We start from the raw sequence: 18,859 nt of genomic DNA on the forward strand, positions 1-18,859 counted from the left end.
GTCCCGATGGCGGCCGGTTTAACGGCTGTCTACGATGATTTCACCTAAAGCGTGGGGGGGCGGCGATGGCGGTGCGGCAGTCGTTAGGGGCAGCGGTCGTGAAGTGGCTGAATCCCACCAGCAGGCAGACAGTGCGGGTCGTGACGGTGCATCGTGCGCCGTCCGGGCGGATCGCGAGCGTGTTCATCGAGGCGCAGACAGCGGACGGACCGCGCGCGCTGTTTTTCTTCCGCCATCCTGACCGGGGATGGCAAGTGTTTCCCCCCGAAATCCTGCGTCCTTCGATGGGCGCAGCACGTGTCGCGACAAGAATATAGCGGCAGGCAGGCCGCGAGCGGAGATTGCGCATGGAAGAGATCGCGCCAGACGAATTGCCGTCCCCCTATGAAACGAAGCTGCGCGAGTGGATGAGCCGGTGGTACGACCACGCCATTGCGCAAGGGCTCGTGCGTCCGCCGTTTTTGCTCGACGACGCCAAGGCCGAGCGCCTCGAAGGCTATTTCGCCGCCGGACTGACGCCATCGGAAGGTGCGCAGGCCTTCTTCGGACCGGCGCACTGACCGGCGCCTTCGTCACGGGGTGTCGCGCGCTCATGCGGCCTCGAGCTGGTCCAGCAGGTGCCGAAGCCGCCGGGACTGGGCGGGCATGATCTCCGGCGTGGACGCAATGCGCTGGACGCGATCGAGCCAGTAGTGCCGGCCGAACACGGCGATGTTGCCGTCGAAGCCGATGGCGATTTCGAGGTGCGTGATGGCGCCGTCGAGATTTTTCGCCGTATATGGACTGACGGCCTGCGCCCCGGTTTTCGCGTCCTCGCGTGTGGTCGCGCGCTTTGCATTTGGACTGGCGGACTCCGTACGCTGCGGTGTTTCCCGTTCAATTGCAACTATCATTATTTCGCCTTGCCGTCGAATATATTCGCCATCCACGCGTATTGCGTATTGCGCTGGTGCATCGCGACCCCGTCGTGATTTCGATGCGCGTGTTGGCTTTTCTGGTCCCGAATGTTCGACAGTAAGCAACCATCGTGCCAGTGCTGCGAGACCCCGGCGGTGACGGGTTACGGCAGCGCGTGAGAGGGCGGCGCAGGACGATTTCGACCGCGGAAATCGCCGGGAGTGGACGATTTCGGCCAGTTCCCGGCGTGGCGGATTTGGCGTGGTGAAGTGGCGCGACTCAACGGCCTGCGGCGGGTCCCAAAGCTTCGTGGCGCAGTTCGGCCAGCAACGCGATAGCGTCCGTGATGCGGCGGGTGGAATCGGCCGCTTGATCCCGCAACGCGCGGGCGAGCGTGTCGATCGCTTCGCTCGTGCGACCCGTGGCGCGCAGGAGGTCGGCGAGATAGCGCGCGGCCTCCACGCGCGCGGGCACCGAACCGAACGCGAGCGCCGTCGAAAGGGCGGTGCGCAATCCCTGCTCGGCAGACGTCAGATCGCCGAGCGCCCACTGCGCCCGCGCGCGGGTGACCAGCAGCTCGCCAAGGTGGGCGCGCTCCTGGCGCGCGAGGGTTTCGTCGACCGCGGCGGCCAGCATCGTTTCGCATTGCTTCGCACGGCCGGATCGCAGCAGCAGCTCGCCGTGCTGCCACATCTTGAAGGAATGGAACAGCGCACCGCCGTTGCAGACCATGTGGTTGTCGTAGCCGTCGAGCATGACGGCCTCGGCTTCCGCGTTCAGGCCTTGCGCGCTGAGCTCGGCGCTGCGGAAGATCTGGCCCATGCCGCGATAGAACGGGAAGCCGTTGGCGATCGACACCGACTCGAGTTCGCTCGCGAGCGGCCCGCGCCGCTGATCGTCGAAAAGGCTGGCCAGCCACGCGGCGCCCTGCAGGTTGAGCACGTGCGCCAATGCGTGCGCGCCCGGCTCGCTCGCGCGCAGGATCAGCATGTCCATCGCGCGCCGGGCCTGCCCGAACTCGCCGATCTGGTAGGCGGCCAGCCCCTCGAATGTCAATGCGAGGCTCGCCAGATCGATGCCCTGCGAACCCGTGCGCACATCGTCGCGCGTCACGCCGAGCAGACTGCCGCGCGCGAGGCAGGCGAGGGCTTCTTCGCTGTCGCCCAGCCAGTAGAGCGTGTTGGCCATGGCGACGTGCGCTTCGTCGAGCGACACGCGGTTGCCGCTGTTCTGGGCGCGCTGCAGCATCTCCTGTGCGCTCGCGCGCGCCTGCTTGAGCTGGAGCGTCGTCAACTGGGTGGTCCAGACGCCGAACTGGATCGCCGCGATTTCGCCAGGCTCGCAGATCCCTTCCCCGACTTCGAGCGCCGCCGCGTAGCAGGCCGTGGCTTCTGCGTACAGCCAGCCGCGCACGCTGCGCAGGCTCATGCCGAGCAGCCGGTAGGCGTCGAACTGGGCGCGCCGCGCGGCGGGTTCGTCGCGACTCGTCTGCAGCACGTCGAGGCAACGCCGCAAATGGGGAATGGCCTCGGCGAAGCGCGCCGCATCGATCAGCGCGTTCGCATGTTCGAGACTCTTGTGCGCTTCGCGATGGTGTTCCTCGCGCGACTTCAGGCGCCGTTCGACGGTCTTGCGACCGACGCCGAGCAAGGTCGCGGCGGCGCTCTTGTTGCCCGCGGTCCGCTCCAGCGCGCGGTCGATGAGGAGGTCTTCGGCGGCGGCGAGTTTGTCGCGTCCCTCGAGTTGCAGCAGCATGTCCGCGAGCTCTGCGCGCGAAACCGCTCCGGCTGATTCGCTGAGCAGAAACGGCTCGAGCGTGTCTTCCTCGATCAGCGGCTTTTCGGCAAGCACGCTCAACTGGCTGACCAGGTTGCGCAACTGGCGGATGTGGCCCGGCCACGCATGCCGGCCGAGGCGCCGCAGCGCAGCCGGTGAAAACTCGATGCGGCGCTCCTGTTGCGAGGCGAAATGGGCGGCGAGCGCGGCAATGTCCTCGACGCGCTGGTCGAGCCCGGGCACGGCCAGCACGAATACCGCGAGCCGGTAGAACAGGTCCTCGCGAAACAGCCCCTTGCGCGCCAGTTCGCGCAGATCGCGGTGCGTCGAGGCGACCACGCGTCCCTCGAAACGCACGCTCGACGAGGCGCCGACCGGGCGGAACGTGCGCGTTTCCAGTGCCCGCAGGAGCTTGGGCTGCAGCGCGAGCGGCAATTCGCCGATTTCGTCGAGCAACAGCGTGCCTTTGCCGACCTGCTGCAAGAGCCCGGGACGGCTTTCGCCGGCGCCGGTGAACGCGCCTTTGACGTGCCCGAACAGCTCCGCTTCGACGAGATGCTCGGGAATCGCCCCGCAGTTGACGTCAACGAATGGTTGATCGCGGCGCAGGCTGCGCGTATGCACGCGGCGGGCGACCAGCTCCTTGCCCGAGCCGGTCGGCCCGATGATGAGCAAGGCGTGATCGGTGGGCGCGACGCGATCGATCATCCTGACCAGCTGACGAAACGCCGGCGCCTCGCCAATGAACGCGTCGTAGTCCGCTTTTTCTCCGCAAGGGGGAACGAAGGGGAAAGTACTCATTGCCTCGTGGGCTCCAGATTAACGCGTGGCATGTTTTTATGATTGTCCTGGAGTCTGCGATCGGTGACCGCGCATCGATCCCGCCCTCCGCCTTGCGGTTCGGGGGCGGACAGCGCAGGCGCAGTCTGTCCAGTAAGGTCACTAGAACCTGCAGTTTTCGAACTTGTAGCGCGAAGGGGACTTGCCGCTGTTCTCGAGAAAGAAACGCGAGAACGCGGAAGGAGAAGAAAAGCCGAGAAGATCGCTCACCGCGGCAACCGAATAATCGGCCAGCGGCAGCAACCGCCTGGCCTCCTCGAGCCGCGCATGGGACAGGATCGCCTGGAAGTTCGTCCCTTCACCCTGCAAGCGCCGGTGCAGGGTCGAGCGTGAAATGCCAAGGCGGCCGCAGACTTCTTCCATGGGGTTCGCAAATGGCAGGCCGGCATGCGCCTCACGAATCATCTTCGTCACGAAATCTTCGATTCTCGAAGAAAACGAATGGCCGACAACGAAGCGTCGGATATCGGCATCGGCCTGCCCGCAGAGAATGTTTTCGGTGATCTCGTTGTACTTGCAGTACGGCAAGTCTGCCGCTCCGGTTTTCATCAGCATTCGGTTGCGGCCTTGCCTGAATTTCACCGTCGCGCCACACAGGTGCGAGAGCTGGGAGACGGGCGCAAACGATTCGCCAGTCAGCTCGATCTGGGTGGGATAGGGCTCGTCGTCGTTGTACTGTTCGGCGAGGCGAATGAGCAGCAGAAAATTATAGAAAGCGCTCGATGAACTTCTGCCCGCGCCGTCCAGCACATACTCGAATTCGAACGTCTGGCCAGCCCGCTTGACCTTCACGGTATCGACGTTTCCGATCAATACCCGGTAGCGCAGAAACTGGTCAAAGGCCTTCGTCAACGTCGGGCTGTTTGTGACGATGGCCAATAACGTGCTGATAGGTGCGCGAAAGGAATAACTGGAAAAAATTTCGAACCGCTCCGAGGCCTGGTAACCCGGCTCCAGCAGATTGAGCATGGCAATGTGCTTGTGTGCGGGGATGCGCCCGTCCGGATGGGCGAGTTCGGCCTCGGTGATGCCGGTGAGGCGCGTGAAATCGTGCGGCGACATGCCATGTTCGACGGCGGACTTGAGCGAGAGTTGGGCAAGGACGTTTGATACGGTCTTTTGATCGGTCGTCATGGGAGACACCATGGAACGGAGAAACGTCGCCTCGGCTAACCGCTGGTAGCTGGTGACTTTAGCATTCTTGCTGCAATCCTCAAACGGCCCGATGGGGCCGGATATCGAATCCGCATGAACCGCTGCCCGGGCGCCGTGAGCCGGTTCGAAGACTCGTAAACTGCCTGCAAGGTAGCGACGAAATGGCAGACGGCGCAGGGCTAAGGCAAACCCTGATGCCGCGACGCCAGGTTAAGTTCCGCGACGGCACGATAAGCGCAAACGTTTCGCCGGGTGCTATCGTCATCTCGCTACGTAGGGTAATTCAACATAAAACTAGAAGAAAAATGTAGTCCGATTACGGTCCCGCAATCCTGCGGGTCATCGCTCATGCAATCGGCAAAACAGGAGAGACACCGTGAGGAATGCGAAGCAAATAGCGGTTGCGGTCGCCGGCGCATTGTGTGCCGGCTCTGTGGCGTATGCGGATCAAGCCGCCACCGGCAACACATGGGGCGCCAGCCCATTTTCGATTGTGGCGCAGTTCTTTTCCCATGATTCGGGTGCGTCACAGCCGGTCTTCGACTGGAAAGCGAAGGGCGACCAGGCCGACAGGCGCGCGGCAGTGCTGGTCTCGCAACTGACGCTCGACGAAAAGATCCAGCTGGTGCACGGGACGGGCATTCCCACCGTCGGACTCGGTGGCCCGTTTCCTTCGTGGGTGCAGGGCGCCGGCTATATCCCCGGCGTCAGCCGTCTGGGCATTCCGCCGTTGGCCACCGCGGATTCGGCGGGCGGCGTGAACGTGCAGAACGCGCATACCACGGCCTTTCCCGCGCCGATCGGGCTCGCCTCGAGCTGGGACGTGGCGCTCGCGGGGGCCTACGGGGCGCGTATTGCCCGTGAGCTGCGCGTGCTCGGCTACGCGGAAGGACTCGGTGGCGGCGTCAATCTCGCACGTGAACCGCGCGATGGCCGCACGTTCGAGTACATGGGCGAAGACCCGGTCCTGAGCGGCACGATGAGCGCCGCGCGCACCATGGGAACGCAGTCGCAGAACGTGATCGCCACGGTGAAGCACTACGCGATGAACGACCAGGAAACCAACCGGATGACGAGCAATTCGGTGGTCGACGAAAGGACGATGCGGGAAACGGAACTGCTCGCCTTCGAGATTGCCGTGCGCGAGGGGCATCCCGGCAACGTGATGTGCTCGTACAACCTGATCAACGGCGTGTATGCGTGCCAGAACCCGGAACTCCTCACGACCATCCTGAAGCAGGAGTGGGGCTTCAAGGGCAAAGTCCAGTCGGACTGGACGGCCAACCACACGACTGTCGCATCCGCGATGGCGGGTCTCGATGAAGAGCAGCCAGGCGATCTCGGCACGGCAGGGGCGGGCTTCGGCATTCAGTCATATTTCAGCAGCGCGCTGAAGGCCGCGGTCCAGGCCGGTACCGTTCCGGTCGCCCGCCTCAATGACATGGTCTTTCGCAAGCTGCGCACCATGATCGCCCTTGGCGTCATGGACAACCCGCCCACTCCCGGTGGCTCGGTCGACCAGACGGCAGGCAACCATGATGCTCTCGCGGTGGCGCACGAGTCGATCGTTCTACTGAAGAATGGCGCGGCTTCCGGCAGCAACCAGCCGGTCCTTCCGCTCGCCGCTGGCGGCCTGCACTCGATCGTCGTGATCGGCGGCCATGCCGATGTCGGCGTGATGTCCGGAGGCGGGTCGGGAGGCGTGCCCGCGGCAGACGGCAATGCGGTGTCGGGATGCCAGTCCGGCAACCCGCTGCTGTCGAGTTGCGCGACCTGGTACAAGTCCTCGCCGTACAACGCGATCAAGGCCAAGGCGTCTCAGGCCACGGTGACGTACTTCGACGGCACGAACGCCTCCGCCGCCGCTAGCGCGGCCGCCAGCGCCGATGTCGCGATCGTGTTCGCCACGCAATGGGAAAGCGAGGGCACGGATCTGGCGAACCTGTCCTTGCCGGACAACAAGGCGGACCCGAGCAATCAGCTTTACGACCAGAATGCGCTGATCAACGCGGTGGCTGCGAAGGCCAAGCGGGTCATCGTCGTGCTGGAGAACGGCAGTCCCGTCACGATGCCGTGGCTCGGCAGCGTTCACGGCGTCGTGGAAGCGTGGTATCCCGGTGTGCAGGGCGGCCAGGCGATCGCGGACATCCTGTTCGGCGACGTGAATCCGTCCGCGAAGCTGCCGATCACGTTCCCGCGCCAGGAAGCCGATCTGCCGCAGCCGACCATCGACCCCAACAACCTGAACGTCGTCTATAGCGAAGGACTCCTGATGGGATACCGCTGGTACGATGCGAAAAACATCGATCCACTGTTCCCGTTTGGCTATGGTCTTTCCTATACGACGTTCTCGTACTCGGGGCTCAGGACGCATACCGATCAGGGCGGCAACGTGATCGCCACGTTCACCGTCGCCAACACGGGCTCGCGTGCCGGCGCCGAAGTCGCCCAGGTGTACGCCACGCTGCCGCCGGGTCTGGGCGAGCCGCCGCAGCGCCTGGTGGGATGGACGAAGATCGCCTTGCGGCCCGGGCAGTCCCAGCAGGTGAGCGTCGTCATCCCGGCGCGGCGCCTCGCGACGTGGAACGTCACGAAGCACGCGTGGCAGGTGCATGGCGGAAGCTACGAGATTCGCGCCGCGTCGTCGTCGCGTGATACGAACGCGTTGTCGGCACGCGTTGTCGTTGGCGATATGCACTGAGGTGGGTGCGGCCTGGGCGCAGCGCGCGCCCAGGCCTTGCGGACGAGCCGGGACACCCAGCATCCAGACAAAATCGGCAGATGCAATAGTGTGCCGGCCTGCGGCACTGCCGATGCGCTGCGGGCTCCTTCATGTGCGATGATCGCCGCGGGCGAGTTGACGCCGGTGGCCGTGGCGCGAGGCTACGCGCGGGTTCAAACCTTGATGCGCGAAATGGCCGATGGCGCTACACGAGGCTGGTGCGCCTTGGCTTCGAGCCGGCTCAGGCGAAGCAACTTGCGGCGCTGCATACGCGCAATTTCATGTAGCGGCGGGTTACGGCCGCCTCATCAGCAACGACGTGTCAGTCGCATCGATCACCTGGAACCCAAAGCGCTGGTAAAGGGTGATTGCCCGATTGCCCTTCAGCACGCTGAGTTTGACAGGGACACGAGCGTCGTCGGCCTGACGCAGAAATCACCGAGCAGCTGGGCCGCGATACCGCGACCCTGATGTTCGGGCAGGATCTGGATTTGTACGATGGTCCATTCATCCGGGGCGCGAAAGAACTTGAAGAGTCCGAGTCTTTCCGATCCGCAACAGATGACATTCGCGTCGTCGTAGCGATAGCGTAGACGCGCCCAATGCGCTTCCTCGTCGGTCGATTCGCCGGCACGTTCCAGATGCCCGGTCATCGTTGCCCTGCGTAACTCGAACAGAAATGGTTCGGCGGCGGGCGTCGCTGCGCGCAGCGTGAATTCAGGTTGATTCATTCGTGGCGGTGGAAACTGGCATTGGCGGGCCCGGTGATTGTTGACCATCTCAAGGGCGTTGTCGACCTCGATGCCGTGGTGGCGAACCGTGCTGTCGTGCCTCCTGCACGAGCCACCGCGTCAGGTCATACGCGCGAAGTTTGCTATCAACCGTGGACGTGCCCGGGTCTCTTACATTCCGTTATCCGGATGCCCGGGACTAGTAATTTCCCGATGAAACAAGCGGTCTCGCGAGGCGATTCTTGAACTAGACTTTGACTGTTAGTCTTACTATATTCCAGAGACTTTTCTATGTAAGTTGATGCGGCGATCGATAAGCAAAGGGGAAAGTTTTATGGCTATCGTCGTACACAACATCCCTGCAGGTCATTCGCGCTGGAGCGTAGCGTGACGGCGAGCGATGCCGCGCGCGCTGCGAGCGACTGGCGGCATATCGTGCGCGCGCAGGGCATCAGCCTGTCCTACGGCAAGATCCGCGCGCTTTCCGGCATCGACCTCGCCATTGGCCGCAACGAGATCGTCGGCCTGATCGGCGATAACGGCGCGGGTAAATCCACGCTCATCAAGGTGCTGACCGGGGTCGTGCGGCCGAGCTCGGGCAAGCTGTTCATCCGCGACGAAGAGGTCGACTGGAGCCGCTTTTCCGTGCGCGAGGCGCACCGGTTGCGCTTCGAGACGGTCTATCAGGAGAAATCGCTCGGCGAGAAGCAGCCGCTGTGGCGTAATTTCTTTGTCGGGCGGCAGATCACCAACCGCTTCGGTTTTATCAATGTCGCCGAAGAACGGCGCATCGCCAACGATATTCTCAAGCAACAGCTCGGTTTTCGCGGCGTGGGGATCGACGCGGATTCGTTGATCGCGAAACTTTCCGGCGGCGAGCGCCAGGGCATCGCGATCGGACGCGCGATGCATTTCGACAGCGATCTGATCATTCTCGATGAACCCACGGTGGCGCTTGCCATCAGCGAGGTGCGCAAGGTTCTCGACTTTGTGCGCTCCATTAAGGAGTCCGGCCGCGCCTGCATCTACATCGAACATAACCTCGCCCATGTGCATGAGCTCGCCGATCGACTGGTCGTGCTCGATCGCGGCCGGATCGTTGCGGATATCAAATCCGGTGAGATGAGCCTCGAGGATCTCACGCGGTTCCTGATTTCGCTTCAGCAGAGCGGGCACGGGCCGGCGCCGGTTGCGGGGACGAGGACGTGAGCGATCCGATCAAGGAAAAGCGGCCGGTGCGCCCGGTAGGTTTGCGCCTGCCGGGTTTCGCCCGCATGGAGGGCTTGCCGAGCCTGGTCGTATTTGCGCTGGTGGTCGGCCTGTTCATGGCGACCGCGCCACGCGTCTTTCTGGGCTGGCCAATCTACTTCTCCTTCCTGACCACCGTGCCGCCTCTCGCGGTGTTGGCGATCGGGCTGACGCTGGTGATCGCGGCAGGGGAGATCGACCTGTCGTTCCCCTCGGTGATGGCCTTCTCGGGCTTCCTGTTCGCCTGGTGCGTGAACACCACGGGATCCGCCTGGCTGGCCATTATTGCGGCGTTGGCGGGCGGTGCGCTGGTCGGCGTGGTGAACGGGGTGCTGGTCGCGGTGGTCGGCATGCCGTCCATCATCGTGACGATCGGCACGCAGTTCCTGTGGGCCGGTGTGGCGTCGATCCTTTCCGGCGGGCTCTCCTATGCGCTGCAGCAACTCGCCAGCGGGTCAGCGTACGCGGTATTCACGGGCACGCTGTTCGGTCTGATCCCGATGCAGGCGCTCTGGGCGCTCGGCCTCGCCGTGTTCATGTGGTTCATCCTCAATCGCCACCGTTTCGGCGAGCACGTGCTGTTCATCGGAGACAACCGCAACGTGGCGAAGGTCGTGGGCATCAACGTGCTGCGCGAGACGGTGAAGCTGTTCGCGCTGATGGGGGTGCTGGCCGGCTTCGCCACGGTCCTGCTCACGCTCGAGAATCTGAACTACTTCTCGACCCAGGGGCAAGGCTATCTGCTGCCGGCGCTCGCCGGTGTGTTCATCGGCGGAACCTCGGTGTTCGGCGGCACGGCGACGATCGTGGGCACGTTCTTCGGCACCTTCGTGATTGGCATGCTGGAGGCCGGCATCGTTGCGACCGGTATCGCCGGCTTCTGGGTCCAGGCGATCGAAGGGGTGGTGTTCATCGTCGCCGTGATCCTGCATCTGTTGGTCGAGAATCCCGCCAGGCTGCGCGCGTTGCGTGAAAGACTCAGGCTTGGGCGGCGCTAAAGCCGTTAAATCAGGAGATAGGAGCGGAAATGAACAAGATCATGACTGGGTTTCTCCTGGGGGCGGGCGTGCTTGCGTTCGGCCTCTCGCCGAACGCTGGTGCCACCGATCCGACCACGTCAGGCCAGCTCGGCGCCGGTATGACGATGTATATGCAGATGGGCGGAAACCCCGGCGACGGCGCCACGCTGCCGCGTCAGACCGGGGCGGCGGATGCGGGGCATGCCTTCGGCATCAAGGTGATCGAGCAGTTCTCGGCCTGGAGCCCGGAGACGATGCTTGCGCAGTTTCGCCAGGCGATGGCGGCGAAGCCGACCTGTATCGGCATCATGGGCCACCCGGGCGATCCGGCCTTCGCCCCGCTGATCAAGCAGGCGGTGGATCAGGGCATCATCGTGACCGTCGGCAATACGCCGCTGCCCGACAACCAGAAGCTCTACGACGCGAAGGGCTTCGGCTACGCCGGCGTCGAACTCTACGTGGGCGGCCAGATCACCGCACAGGCGATGCTCAGCGCCGGGCTCAAGAAGGGCGACGAGGCGCTCGAATACGGTGTCTTCAACGAGAGCGTGCGTAGCCAGTCCGACCGCGGACTTGCCGAGACGCTGGAGAAGGCCGGCGTGAAGGTGACCCGGCTCAATATCTCGCCGCAGGTGGATTCCGATTCATCGCTCGCCGTGCCGATCCTGGTCGCCTTTATCCAGGCGCACCCTGGTCTGAAGGCGATTGGCACCCAGCACGGCGGCGTGACCGGGTTCATTCCGCAAGCGCTCCAGCAGGCTGGCAAGAAGCCGGGACAAGTCATCGTGGGCGGCATCGATCTGGCGCCTGCCACGATTTCCGGGCTGCAGAGCAAATTCATCACCGCGACGCTCGATCAACAGCTTTATCTGCAGGGTTTTCTGCCGGTCACGCAGTGCGTGCTCTCGGCGGCCTATCACTTCGCGGGACTGACCATCAACACCGGCGCAGGTGTGCAGACGCCCGCGACGATCGACTCGCTCATTCCGCTCATCAAGCGCGGGATTCGCTAAGGACGCGTGATGCGAGATGGAGTGGCCCGGATGCCGTCGTCATATCGAACCGATCTGGCGCAGGTATCCCGGCCTTCCGCGCCTTTCATGAGCCGATCAGCGCGTCGTCGATCGCGGCGCATCTCGGCTGCAACGCGGCCGGTCAGTGGTCGTGCTCAAGGGCGCTGCACACAAGCGCGAAATCGATCCGGACTGGACGGGAGCGCTCTACCGGCCCCTGGCTGAAGCGGCCGATGCAACACCGCGCCACGATGCCACCTTGATCGCCATTCCTTACTTCGCCTGGCATCACCGCGAAAGCGGACCGATGAAGGTCTGGCTGAACTACCGTGGGGAGTGAAGCTGGCGAAGCGCGTAACGACCCTTCGCGACCGTAAGCGAGGACAGGCTTTCGTTCACTCGAGGTCGAGCCTCGCCCCCATCTCGACGACACGGTTGGGCGGCACCTTCAGGTGGTTGGTCGCATCGAGTTCATTTTTGCGCAGCAGAATAAAGACGCTCAGCAGCAAACGGCGCGCGGGATTGAGATTCCTGGATACCGTGAGCGACTCGCGCCCGAGGTAAAACGACGTAGTCATCGGGTCGTAAGCCTCTCGTCCGGCTTTCTGCAACGCTTGCTTGAGCAGCTCAGGAACATCGAGCGACTCCATATAGCCGTAACGACCCACGACGCGAATGAAGCCTTGATCGAAGCATTGCACATCGAAGCGGTCGTCCTGCGATACGCGCGGAATTTCCTCGGTCAGCAAGGTCAGCAGGATCACCTGCCGGTGCAGGACCTGATTGTGCTTCAGGTGATGCAGCAGCGTCGTGGGCACCGAGTCACCGGCGGCCATCAGAAACACGGCCGTGCCCGTCACCCTGTATGGCGCGTCCTGCGCGAGACTGGCGATGAAGACGTCGAGCGGCAAGCCCGAATCCCCCCGTGAACGGCGCATCGTCCGCAGCCCGACGAGCCAGGAGGTCGAGAGCAGAAACGTCAGGCCGCCGATCGCCAGCGGCAGCCAGCCGCCATCCGCAAATTTCATCGCGTTGGCGGCGACGAACGATGCATCCACCACCATGAAAACGCCGGCGACGAGTGCGACACGCCACACCGGCCACTTCCATCGCACGTGCGCGAACGCCGCGAACAGCAAGGTGGTAATCGCCATGGTGGTGGACACCGCAATGCCAAAAGCGGCCGCAAGACTGTCCGATGAGCGGAAGAGCAGCACCACGCCAATGGTGCCGGCCATGAGAAGCCAGTTCAGGCCGGGCAGGTAGATCTGTCCGGCCGTGCTCGATGAAGTGTGCCTGACCGTCACGCGAGGCGAGAGACCGAGTTGTCCCGCTTGTCGCGTGAGTGAAAACACTGCGGAGATCAGGGCCTGCGACGCGACGATGGTGGCGAGCGTCGCCAGCACCACCATGGGATACAGCCCCCACGTGGGGACGGTCGTATAGAAGGGCCGCGCCGCTGCGCCGGGATCGCGCAGCAAAAGTGCGCCCTGTCCAAGATAGCTGGCAGTCAGGGCAGGCAGTGCCAACCCGTACCAGGCCAGACGTATCGGCCTGGCGCCGAAGTGCCCCATGTCGGCATACAGCGCTTCGCCGCCGGTCAGGCACAGCACCACGGCTCCCAGCGCGAGAAAGCCCCGGAAGCCGTTGTGCATGAAGAACGTGATGCCGTTGATCGGGTTGAACGCCGCGAGAATGGCGGGCGTGCCCGCAATGGACGCGACGCCGAGGATAAAGATCACGACAAACCAGATGGCCAGTATCGGCCCGAACGCCACACCGACGCGGCCCGACCCGAGTGGCTGAACGGCGAACAGCGCCACGAGGATCACCACCGTGACCGGCACGACGTAGTGCGAAAAGGCCGGCGTGGCGACCTCGATGCCCTCGACCGCGCTCAGCACGGATATCGCGGGCGTGATGACGCCGTCGCCATACAGCATGGCCGTGCCGAACATCGCGAGGAACACCCAGCGCAGGGCGGCCCGCCGCATTTCGCGTCCGGTCCGCTCTCCCACCAGCAGCGCGAGGAGTGCCAGCAAGCCGCCTTCGCCATGGTTGTCAGCCTGCATCAGAACGAGAACGTACTTGACGCTCACCATCAGGATGAGGGACCACAGAAAGAGCGAGACGATCCCCACCACGTTTTCCGGTGTCGCGGCCACGCCGCGCGCGCCATTGAAAGCTTCCTGCAATGCGTAGAGCGGACTCGTACCGAGGTCGCCGAAAACGATACCGAGCGCGGCGAGCGCCAGCGATGCCATTGCGGTGGCGCCGCCCGCGGACGGCGGCGCATGAGGAGGACTCGCGTTTGTCCCCCGCGGGTCAGCCGGATCGACGCTGGCATTGGTCGGGTTCGACATGTTGGCTAAGGTCGTGTGGTTCGGGTCGCTGCAATTCGCAGACGTCAGTGCGCGGATTTTGCATCAGTTTTATGACGCCGTTGTTCGTAGCGTAGGTCACACGAGAAAGATTTTGCAGGCGAACCCGTCATGTCGAGACCGGGGGCCGATGAATTAAACAGCTTACGCAATGGAACCCGGTGACGCGACGGACACGGAAGTGTCGACGGCTGCCTTTTTCCATGGCTTCGATATTTACACCTTTTTTATTCGCGGTTTCCTAGTCTTGACAAGGCCAGTAGAAGGGGCCGACTTCACGTCGTGATTTCCGATCGTTTGCGGAGCATCGATATGGACCTGATCTACATCGCCGGCATTGTGGTCTTCCTCGGGCTCAGTGTCGCGCTTGTCATGGGTTGCGAGAAGCTTTACGGGCATGCACCGGGAGGCCGGCCATGACCGCATGGATGATCTGGCTCGCCGGCGCCGCGACGCTGCTCCTGCTCGTGTACCTCGTGTACGCGCTATTGCGCGCGGAGGAACTCGAATGAATACCTACAACCTGCTCCACGTCGTGCTCTTCATCGTAGTCCTGACGGCTGTCTCCATTCCGCTCGGCCACTACATGACCTCGGTGCTCGACGGCTCATCGGTCGTCGTGCGCAAGATCGGGCGGCCTGTCGAGCATTCGCTGTATCGGCTTGCGGGCGTGGACCCCGATGCCGAAATGACATGGAAGCAGTACGCGTTCGCGGTGCTGCTGTTCAATGCGCTCGGTGCCCTGGCGGTATATGGCTTTCTGCGCCTGCAGCAATGGTTGCCGGCGAACCCGCAGGGCTTCGGTCCCATGACGCCCGATGGCGCCTTCAATACGGCCATCAGCTTCATCACCAACACGAACTGGCAGAACTATACGCCGGAAAGCACGGTCAGCTATCTCACGCAGATGACGGCGCTCGCCGTGCAGAACTTCCTTTCCGCAGCGACCGGCATTGCCGTGGCCGTCGCGCTGATCCGGGGGTTTGCGCGCCACACGACAAAGACGATCGGCAATTTCTGGGTCGACCTGACGCGCTCCACGCTGTACATCCTCATGCCGATCGCGTTCGTCATCGCGCTGGTGCTCGTGAGTCAGGGGGCGATCCAGAACTTCAAGGCGTATGTGGACGTGCCGACGCTGCAGGTCACGACCTACCAGGTGCCGAAGACCGATGCGCAGGGCAATCCGGTCAAGGATGCCAAGGGCAACCCCGTGATGCAGGACATGAAGGCCGACAAGCAGACCATTGCGATGGGCCCGCTGGCATCGCAGGAAGCGATCAAGATGCTCGGCACCAATGGCGGCGGATTCTTCAATGCCAATTCCGCGCATCCGTACGAGAACCCAACGCCTCTGTCGAATTTCGTCCAGATGATCGCCATGCTGTGCATCGGCGCCGCGCTGTGCATCGTCTTCGGCCGGATGGTCGGCGACAACCGGCAAGGCTATGCCGTGCTTGCGGCCATGACCATCGCGTTTGCGATTGGCTGCTGGGGCGAGATCTCGGCGGAGCAGGCCGGCAATCCGCTGTTCGCCTCGCTGCGCGTCGACCAGACGAGATCGGCGCTGCAGACCGGCGGCAACATGGAAGGCAAGGAAGTGCGATTCGGCATTGCCGATTCCGGCATCTTTACGGTCGCCACCACGTCGGCGTCGTGTGGGGCGGTGATCAATGCACACGATTCGCTCACGCCGATGGGCGGCTTCGTGCCGATCCTGATGATGCAGCTGGGCGAGGTCGTCTACGGCGGAGTAGGTTCGGGGCTGTACGGGATGCTGGTCTTTGCGCTGCTTGCGGTGTTCATCGCCGGGTTGATGATCGGTCGCACACCTGAGTACATCGGCAAGAAGATCGAATCTTACGAGATGAAGATGGTATCGATCGCGGTCCTCATCATGCCGATGATCGTGCTCGTCGGCACGTCGATCGGCGTGCTGTCTCCGCTCGGCACCGCGGGCATTGCCAATCCCGGCCCGCACGGCTTCTCCGAAATTCTCTACGCGTTTACCTCGGCCACGAACAACAACGGCAGCGCATTTGCGGGGCTCTCCGTCAATACGCCGTTCTATAACGTGCTGCTGGCCATCGCCATGTGGTTTGGCCGGTTCGTGCCGGCGGTCGCGGTGCTCGCCGTCGCGGGCTCGCTCGCCGAAAAGAAGCGCATTGCGGTGACAGAAGGGACCTTGCCCACGCACGGCCCGCTGTTCGTTGTGCTGCTGCTGGGGGCCGTGCTCCTGATCGGCGCGCTGACGTTCGTGCCCGCGCTTGCGCTCGGACCCGTTGCCGAGCATCTGTCGATGATTGCCGGTCACTGAGTACGAGGAAAGCATGTCTACGCCCACTCAACCGCCTGCCCATCGTCCCGACAATCTTGGCCAGGCACGCACGGCCGCACGCTCGATGTTCGACCCGGTGCTCGTGAAGCCCGCCATCGCCGAGTCGTTCAGGAAGCTCAAGCCCCGTACGCAGTTGCGCAATCCCGTGATGTTTTGCGTGTACGTGGGCAGCATCCTGACGACGATCCTCTGGTTCGCCGCGCTCGCCGGCCAGGCCGAGGCGCCGGCGGGCTTCATCCTCGCCATTGCGCTGTGGCTGTGGTTTACCGTGCTGTTCGCCAACTTTGCGGAAGCGCTCGCCGAAGGCCGCTCCAAGGCACAGGCAGCGTCGCTGCGCAGCGCGAAGCACAACGTGATGGCGAAAAAGCTCAACGACCCGCATCCGAAATCGCCCGTCACGGTGATGGCCTCCACCGATCTGCGCAAAGGCGATGTCGTGCTGATCGAGACGGGCGACACGATTCCGGCCGACGGCGAAGTCATCGAGGGCGTCGCGTCCGTTGACGAATCGGCCATTACCGGCGAATCCGCGCCCGTGATCCGCGAATCGGGCGGCGACTTTTCGTCGGTGACGGGCGGCACGCGCGTGCTGTCCGACTGGATCGTGGTGCGGGTTTCGGTCAATCCCGGCGAGGCTTTCCTCGACCGGATGATCGCGATGGTCGAAGGAGCCAAACGGCAGAAGACCCCGAACGAGATCGCGCTGACGATCCTGCTGGTGGCGTTGACACTCGTGCTGCTGTTCGCCACGGCGACCTTGTTGCCGTTCTCGATCTTCTCCGTGGCAGCCGCACAGGCGGGCCATGTCGTGACCATCACGGCCCTCGTGGCCCTGCTGGTGTGCCTGATTCCCACCACCATCGGCGGGCTGCTTTCCGCGATTGGCGTGGCGGGTATGAGCCGCATGATGCAGGCCAACGTGATTGCAACTTCGGGGCGCGCGGTCGAGGCGGCGGGCGACGTCGACGTGCTGCTGCTGGACAAGACAGGCACCATCACGCTGGGCAACCGGCAGGCATCGACCTTTGTGCCGGCGCCCGGCGTCTCGGAGCAGGACCTCGCCGACGCGGCGCAACTGGCGTCGCTCGCCGACGAAACGCCGGAGGGCCGCAGCATCGTCGTGCTCGCCAAGCAGCGCTTCAACATCCGGGAGCGCGACATGAGCGCGCTGCACGCCACGTTTCTCGGCTTCACGGCGCAGACGCGGATGAGCGGCGTCGACCTGCCGGAGCGCGAGATCCGCAAGGGCGCGTCGGATGCGGTGAAGCTGTACGTCGAGTCGCATGGCGGCCGCTACCCGGGCGAGGTCAACAACGCGGTCACGGATGTCGCGCGGCGCGGGAGTACGCCGCTGGTGGTCGCCGAAAAGCCCGGTGGTCACGGCACGGGCGAAGGCGGGCCGGCGCGCGTGCTCGGCGTGATCGAGCTGAAGGACATCGTGAAGGGCGGCATCAAGGAGCGCTTTGCCGAACTGCGCAAGATGGGCATCCGCACGGTCATGATCACCGGTGACAACCGGCTCACGGCCGCAGCCATTGCCGCTGAAGCCGGTGTCGACGACTTCCTCGCCGAAGCGACGCCGGAAGCCAAGCTCAAGATGATCCGCACGCATCAGTCGGCCGGGCGCCTCGTCGCGATGACGGGCGACGGCACCAACGATGCGCCCGCGCTCGCCCAGGCCGACGTGGCGGTGGCGATGAACAGCGGCACGCAGGCGGCGAAGGAAGCGGGCAACATGGTCGATCTCGATTCGAACCCGACGAAGCTGATCGAGATCGTCGAGATCGGCAAGCAGATGCTGATGACTCGCGGCTCGCTGACGACGTTCTCGATCGCGAACGACGTCGCGAAGTATTTCGCGATCATTCCGGCGGCCTTCGCCTCGACTTATCCGAAGCTGCGCGTGCTGGACGTGATGCACCTGACGTCCCCGTCGTCGGCCATCTTGTCTGCGGTGATCTTCAACGCGCTGATCATCGTCGCGCTCATTCCGCTTGCGCTCAAGGGCGTGAAGTATCGCGCGCTCGGCGCCGCTGCTGTTTTGCGCCGGAACCTGCTGATCTACGGGCTTGGCGGCATCCTGTTGCCGTTTCCGTTCATCAAGCTGATCGATGTCGTGCTTACCGCATTTGGATGGGTGTGAACCATGAACAATTCCGTGCGCCCCGTGCTGGTGTTGTTTGTGTTGCTGACGGTGATCACGGGCGGCATCTACCCGCTCGTGGTGACGGCGGTGTCCCAGGCCGTGTTTTCGCATGACGCGAACGGCAGCCTGATCGAAAGGAACGGCAAACCGGTCGGCTCGACATTGATCGGCCAGCAGTTCGACGCACCGTACTATTTCTGGGGCCGCGTCTCGGCCACGACGCCGAATCCCTATAACGCGCAGAATTCCGGCGGCTCGAACCTCGGACCGACGAATCCGGCCCTTGCCGACGAAGTGAAGGGGCGCCTGGCGGCGCTGCACGACGCCGATCCGTCGAACACGGCGCCACCGCCGGTCGATCTCGTGACGTCGTCAGGCAGCGGGCTGGACCCCGACATCACGCCGGCCGCGGCGGCGTATCAGGCCGCGCGCGTGGCGAAAGCGCGTGGACTGCCGCTCGACCAGGTCGACGGACTGATCGCGCAGCACACGTCTGGCCGGCAGTTCGGCCTGTTCGGGGAGCCACGCGTCAATGTGCTGACATTGAATCTCGCACTCGACGAGATCAAGCCGATGCATTGAGGTTTTGCCGG

The 18,859-nt window shown here is 63.8% G+C and carries 16 protein-coding genes; 11 read left to right on the forward strand and 5 right to left on the reverse strand.

Annotation, left to right across the window (positions count from 1 at the left end):
• Positions 1–98: 98 nt before the first annotated feature.
• Together AB4Y42_RS08470 and AB4Y42_RS08475 are read left to right on the forward strand one after the other, a co-directional pair.
• Positions 99–317, forward strand: coding sequence for a hypothetical protein (locus tag AB4Y42_RS08470; RefSeq protein WP_368691304.1), 219 nt, complete (start codon positions 99–101; stop codon positions 315–317).
• A 30-nt stretch (positions 318–347) separates the two neighbouring features.
• The gene (locus tag AB4Y42_RS08475; protein ID WP_028203895.1) at positions 348–560 is read left to right on the forward strand and encodes a hypothetical protein; all 213 of its coding nucleotides are present in this window, start codon (positions 348–350) and stop codon (positions 558–560) included.
• Between the two features lie 30 nt (positions 561–590).
• Here AB4Y42_RS08475 and AB4Y42_RS08480 read toward each other — a convergent pair whose 3' ends face one another.
• The 3 genes from AB4Y42_RS08480 to AB4Y42_RS08490 form a co-directional block, all read right to left on the reverse strand.
• On the reverse strand, positions 591–893 hold the full coding sequence (locus tag AB4Y42_RS08480; RefSeq protein ID WP_368691303.1) for a hypothetical protein: 303 nt from the start codon (positions 891–893) through the stop codon (positions 591–593).
• 283 nt (positions 894–1,176) lie between these two features.
• Positions 1,177–3,474 (reverse strand): sigma 54-interacting transcriptional regulator, encoded by a 2,298-nt coding sequence (locus AB4Y42_RS08485; protein ID WP_368693922.1) that lies wholly within the window; start codon positions 3,472–3,474, stop codon positions 1,177–1,179.
• Between the two features lie 141 nt (positions 3,475–3,615).
• Positions 3,616–4,647 (reverse strand): helix-turn-helix domain-containing protein, encoded by a 1,032-nt coding sequence (locus AB4Y42_RS08490; RefSeq protein WP_368693923.1) that lies wholly within the window; start codon positions 4,645–4,647, stop codon positions 3,616–3,618.
• A gap of 397 nt (positions 4,648–5,044) precedes the next feature.
• On the opposite strand from AB4Y42_RS08490, the gene AB4Y42_RS08495 reads away from it, so the two are divergent.
• Positions 5,045–7,369 carry a beta-glucosidase gene (locus tag AB4Y42_RS08495; protein ID WP_368693924.1) on the forward strand — a complete coding sequence of 775 codons (2,325 nt, stop codon included), beginning with the start codon at positions 5,045–5,047 and terminating at the stop codon, positions 7,367–7,369.
• A gap of 404 nt (positions 7,370–7,773) precedes the next feature.
• On the opposite strand, the gene AB4Y42_RS08500 is transcribed toward AB4Y42_RS08495, so the two are convergent.
• Positions 7,774–8,121 (reverse strand): GNAT family N-acetyltransferase, encoded by a 348-nt coding sequence (locus tag AB4Y42_RS08500; protein ID WP_368693925.1) that lies wholly within the window; start codon positions 8,119–8,121, stop codon positions 7,774–7,776.
• Positions 8,122–8,508: 387 nt separating this feature from the next.
• Here AB4Y42_RS08500 and AB4Y42_RS08505 point away from each other — a divergent pair, with 387 nt between their 5' ends.
• The 4 genes from AB4Y42_RS08505 (at position 8,509) to AB4Y42_RS08520 (ending at position 11,741) form a co-directional block, all read left to right on the forward strand.
• A complete protein-coding gene (locus tag AB4Y42_RS08505; protein WP_368690377.1) occupies positions 8,509–9,330 on the forward strand; it encodes an ATP-binding cassette domain-containing protein in 822 nt (273 codons plus the stop codon).
• A complete protein-coding gene (locus AB4Y42_RS08510) occupies positions 9,327–10,367 on the forward strand; it encodes an ABC transporter permease (protein WP_368693926.1) in 1,041 nt (346 codons plus the stop codon). Before AB4Y42_RS08505 ends, AB4Y42_RS08510 begins: the two co-directional genes overlap by 4 nt.
• A gap of 29 nt (positions 10,368–10,396) precedes the next feature.
• Positions 10,397–11,401: a substrate-binding domain-containing protein gene (locus tag AB4Y42_RS08515; protein ID WP_368690378.1), complete on the forward strand. Its 1,005-nt coding sequence runs from the start codon at positions 10,397–10,399 to the stop codon at positions 11,399–11,401.
• A 145-nt stretch (positions 11,402–11,546) separates the two neighbouring features.
• A complete protein-coding gene (locus AB4Y42_RS08520) occupies positions 11,547–11,741 on the forward strand; it encodes a hypothetical protein (protein ID WP_368693927.1) in 195 nt (64 codons plus the stop codon).
• Positions 11,742–11,796: 55 nt separating this feature from the next.
• Here the strand turns inward: AB4Y42_RS08520 and AB4Y42_RS08525 are convergent, their stop codons facing one another.
• The gene (locus AB4Y42_RS08525; protein WP_368693928.1) at positions 11,797–13,764 is read right to left on the reverse strand and encodes a potassium transporter Kup; all 1,968 of its coding nucleotides are present in this window, start codon (positions 13,762–13,764) and stop codon (positions 11,797–11,799) included.
• A 434-nt stretch (positions 13,765–14,198) separates the two neighbouring features.
• On the opposite strand from AB4Y42_RS08525, the gene AB4Y42_RS08530 reads away from it, so the two are divergent.
• From AB4Y42_RS08530 to kdpC, 4 genes are read left to right on the forward strand one after another with little or no spacing between them, the layout of a single operon-like run.
• Entirely contained in the window at positions 14,199–14,294 is a 96-nt protein-coding gene (locus tag AB4Y42_RS08530; protein WP_368690381.1) for a potassium-transporting ATPase subunit F, read from the forward strand.
• Positions 14,291–16,099: a potassium-transporting ATPase subunit KdpA gene (kdpA, locus tag AB4Y42_RS08535; protein ID WP_368693929.1), complete on the forward strand. Its 1,809-nt coding sequence runs from the start codon at positions 14,291–14,293 to the stop codon at positions 16,097–16,099. Before AB4Y42_RS08530 ends, kdpA begins: the two co-directional genes overlap by 4 nt.
• A 13-nt stretch (positions 16,100–16,112) precedes the next feature.
• Positions 16,113–18,263, forward strand: coding sequence for a potassium-transporting ATPase subunit KdpB (gene kdpB / locus AB4Y42_RS08540; RefSeq protein WP_368693930.1), 2,151 nt, complete (start codon positions 16,113–16,115; stop codon positions 18,261–18,263).
• A gap of 3 nt (positions 18,264–18,266) precedes the next feature.
• Complete coding sequence (gene kdpC, locus AB4Y42_RS08545; RefSeq protein WP_368693931.1) at positions 18,267–18,848, forward strand: potassium-transporting ATPase subunit KdpC; 582 nt, start codon at positions 18,267–18,269, stop codon at positions 18,846–18,848.
• Positions 18,849–18,859 lie beyond the last annotated feature (11 nt).

Origin of the sequence: Paraburkholderia sp. EG286B (assembly GCF_040965655.1) — a bacterium.
GTDB lineage: Bacteria > Pseudomonadota > Gammaproteobacteria > Burkholderiales > Burkholderiaceae > Paraburkholderia.

Coding starts and splice junctions, on each gene's coding strand:
- kdpB (WP_368693930.1), top strand. CDS start 16,113: ATGTCTACGCCCACTCAACCGCCTGCCCATCGTCCCGACAATCTTGGC.
- AB4Y42_RS08475 (WP_028203895.1), top strand. CDS start 348: ATGGAAGAGATCGCGCCAGACGAATTGCCGTCCCCCTATGAAACGAAG.
- AB4Y42_RS08525 (WP_368693928.1), bottom strand. CDS start 13,764: ATGTCGAACCCGACCAATGCCAGCGTCGATCCGGCTGACCCGCGGGGG.
- AB4Y42_RS08515 (WP_368690378.1), top strand. CDS start 10,397: ATGAACAAGATCATGACTGGGTTTCTCCTGGGGGCGGGCGTGCTTGCG.
- kdpC (WP_368693931.1), top strand. CDS start 18,267: ATGAACAATTCCGTGCGCCCCGTGCTGGTGTTGTTTGTGTTGCTGACG.
- kdpA (WP_368693929.1), top strand. CDS start 14,291: ATGAATACCTACAACCTGCTCCACGTCGTGCTCTTCATCGTAGTCCTG.
- AB4Y42_RS08490 (WP_368693923.1), bottom strand. CDS start 4,647: ATGACGACCGATCAAAAGACCGTATCAAACGTCCTTGCCCAACTCTCG.
- AB4Y42_RS08500 (WP_368693925.1), bottom strand. CDS start 8,121: ATGAATCAACCTGAATTCACGCTGCGCGCAGCGACGCCCGCCGCCGAA.
- AB4Y42_RS08485 (WP_368693922.1), bottom strand. CDS start 3,474: ATGAGTACTTTCCCCTTCGTTCCCCCTTGCGGAGAAAAAGCGGACTAC.
- AB4Y42_RS08480 (WP_368691303.1), bottom strand. CDS start 893: ATGATAGTTGCAATTGAACGGGAAACACCGCAGCGTACGGAGTCCGCC.
- AB4Y42_RS08530 (WP_368690381.1), top strand. CDS start 14,199: ATGACCGCATGGATGATCTGGCTCGCCGGCGCCGCGACGCTGCTCCTG.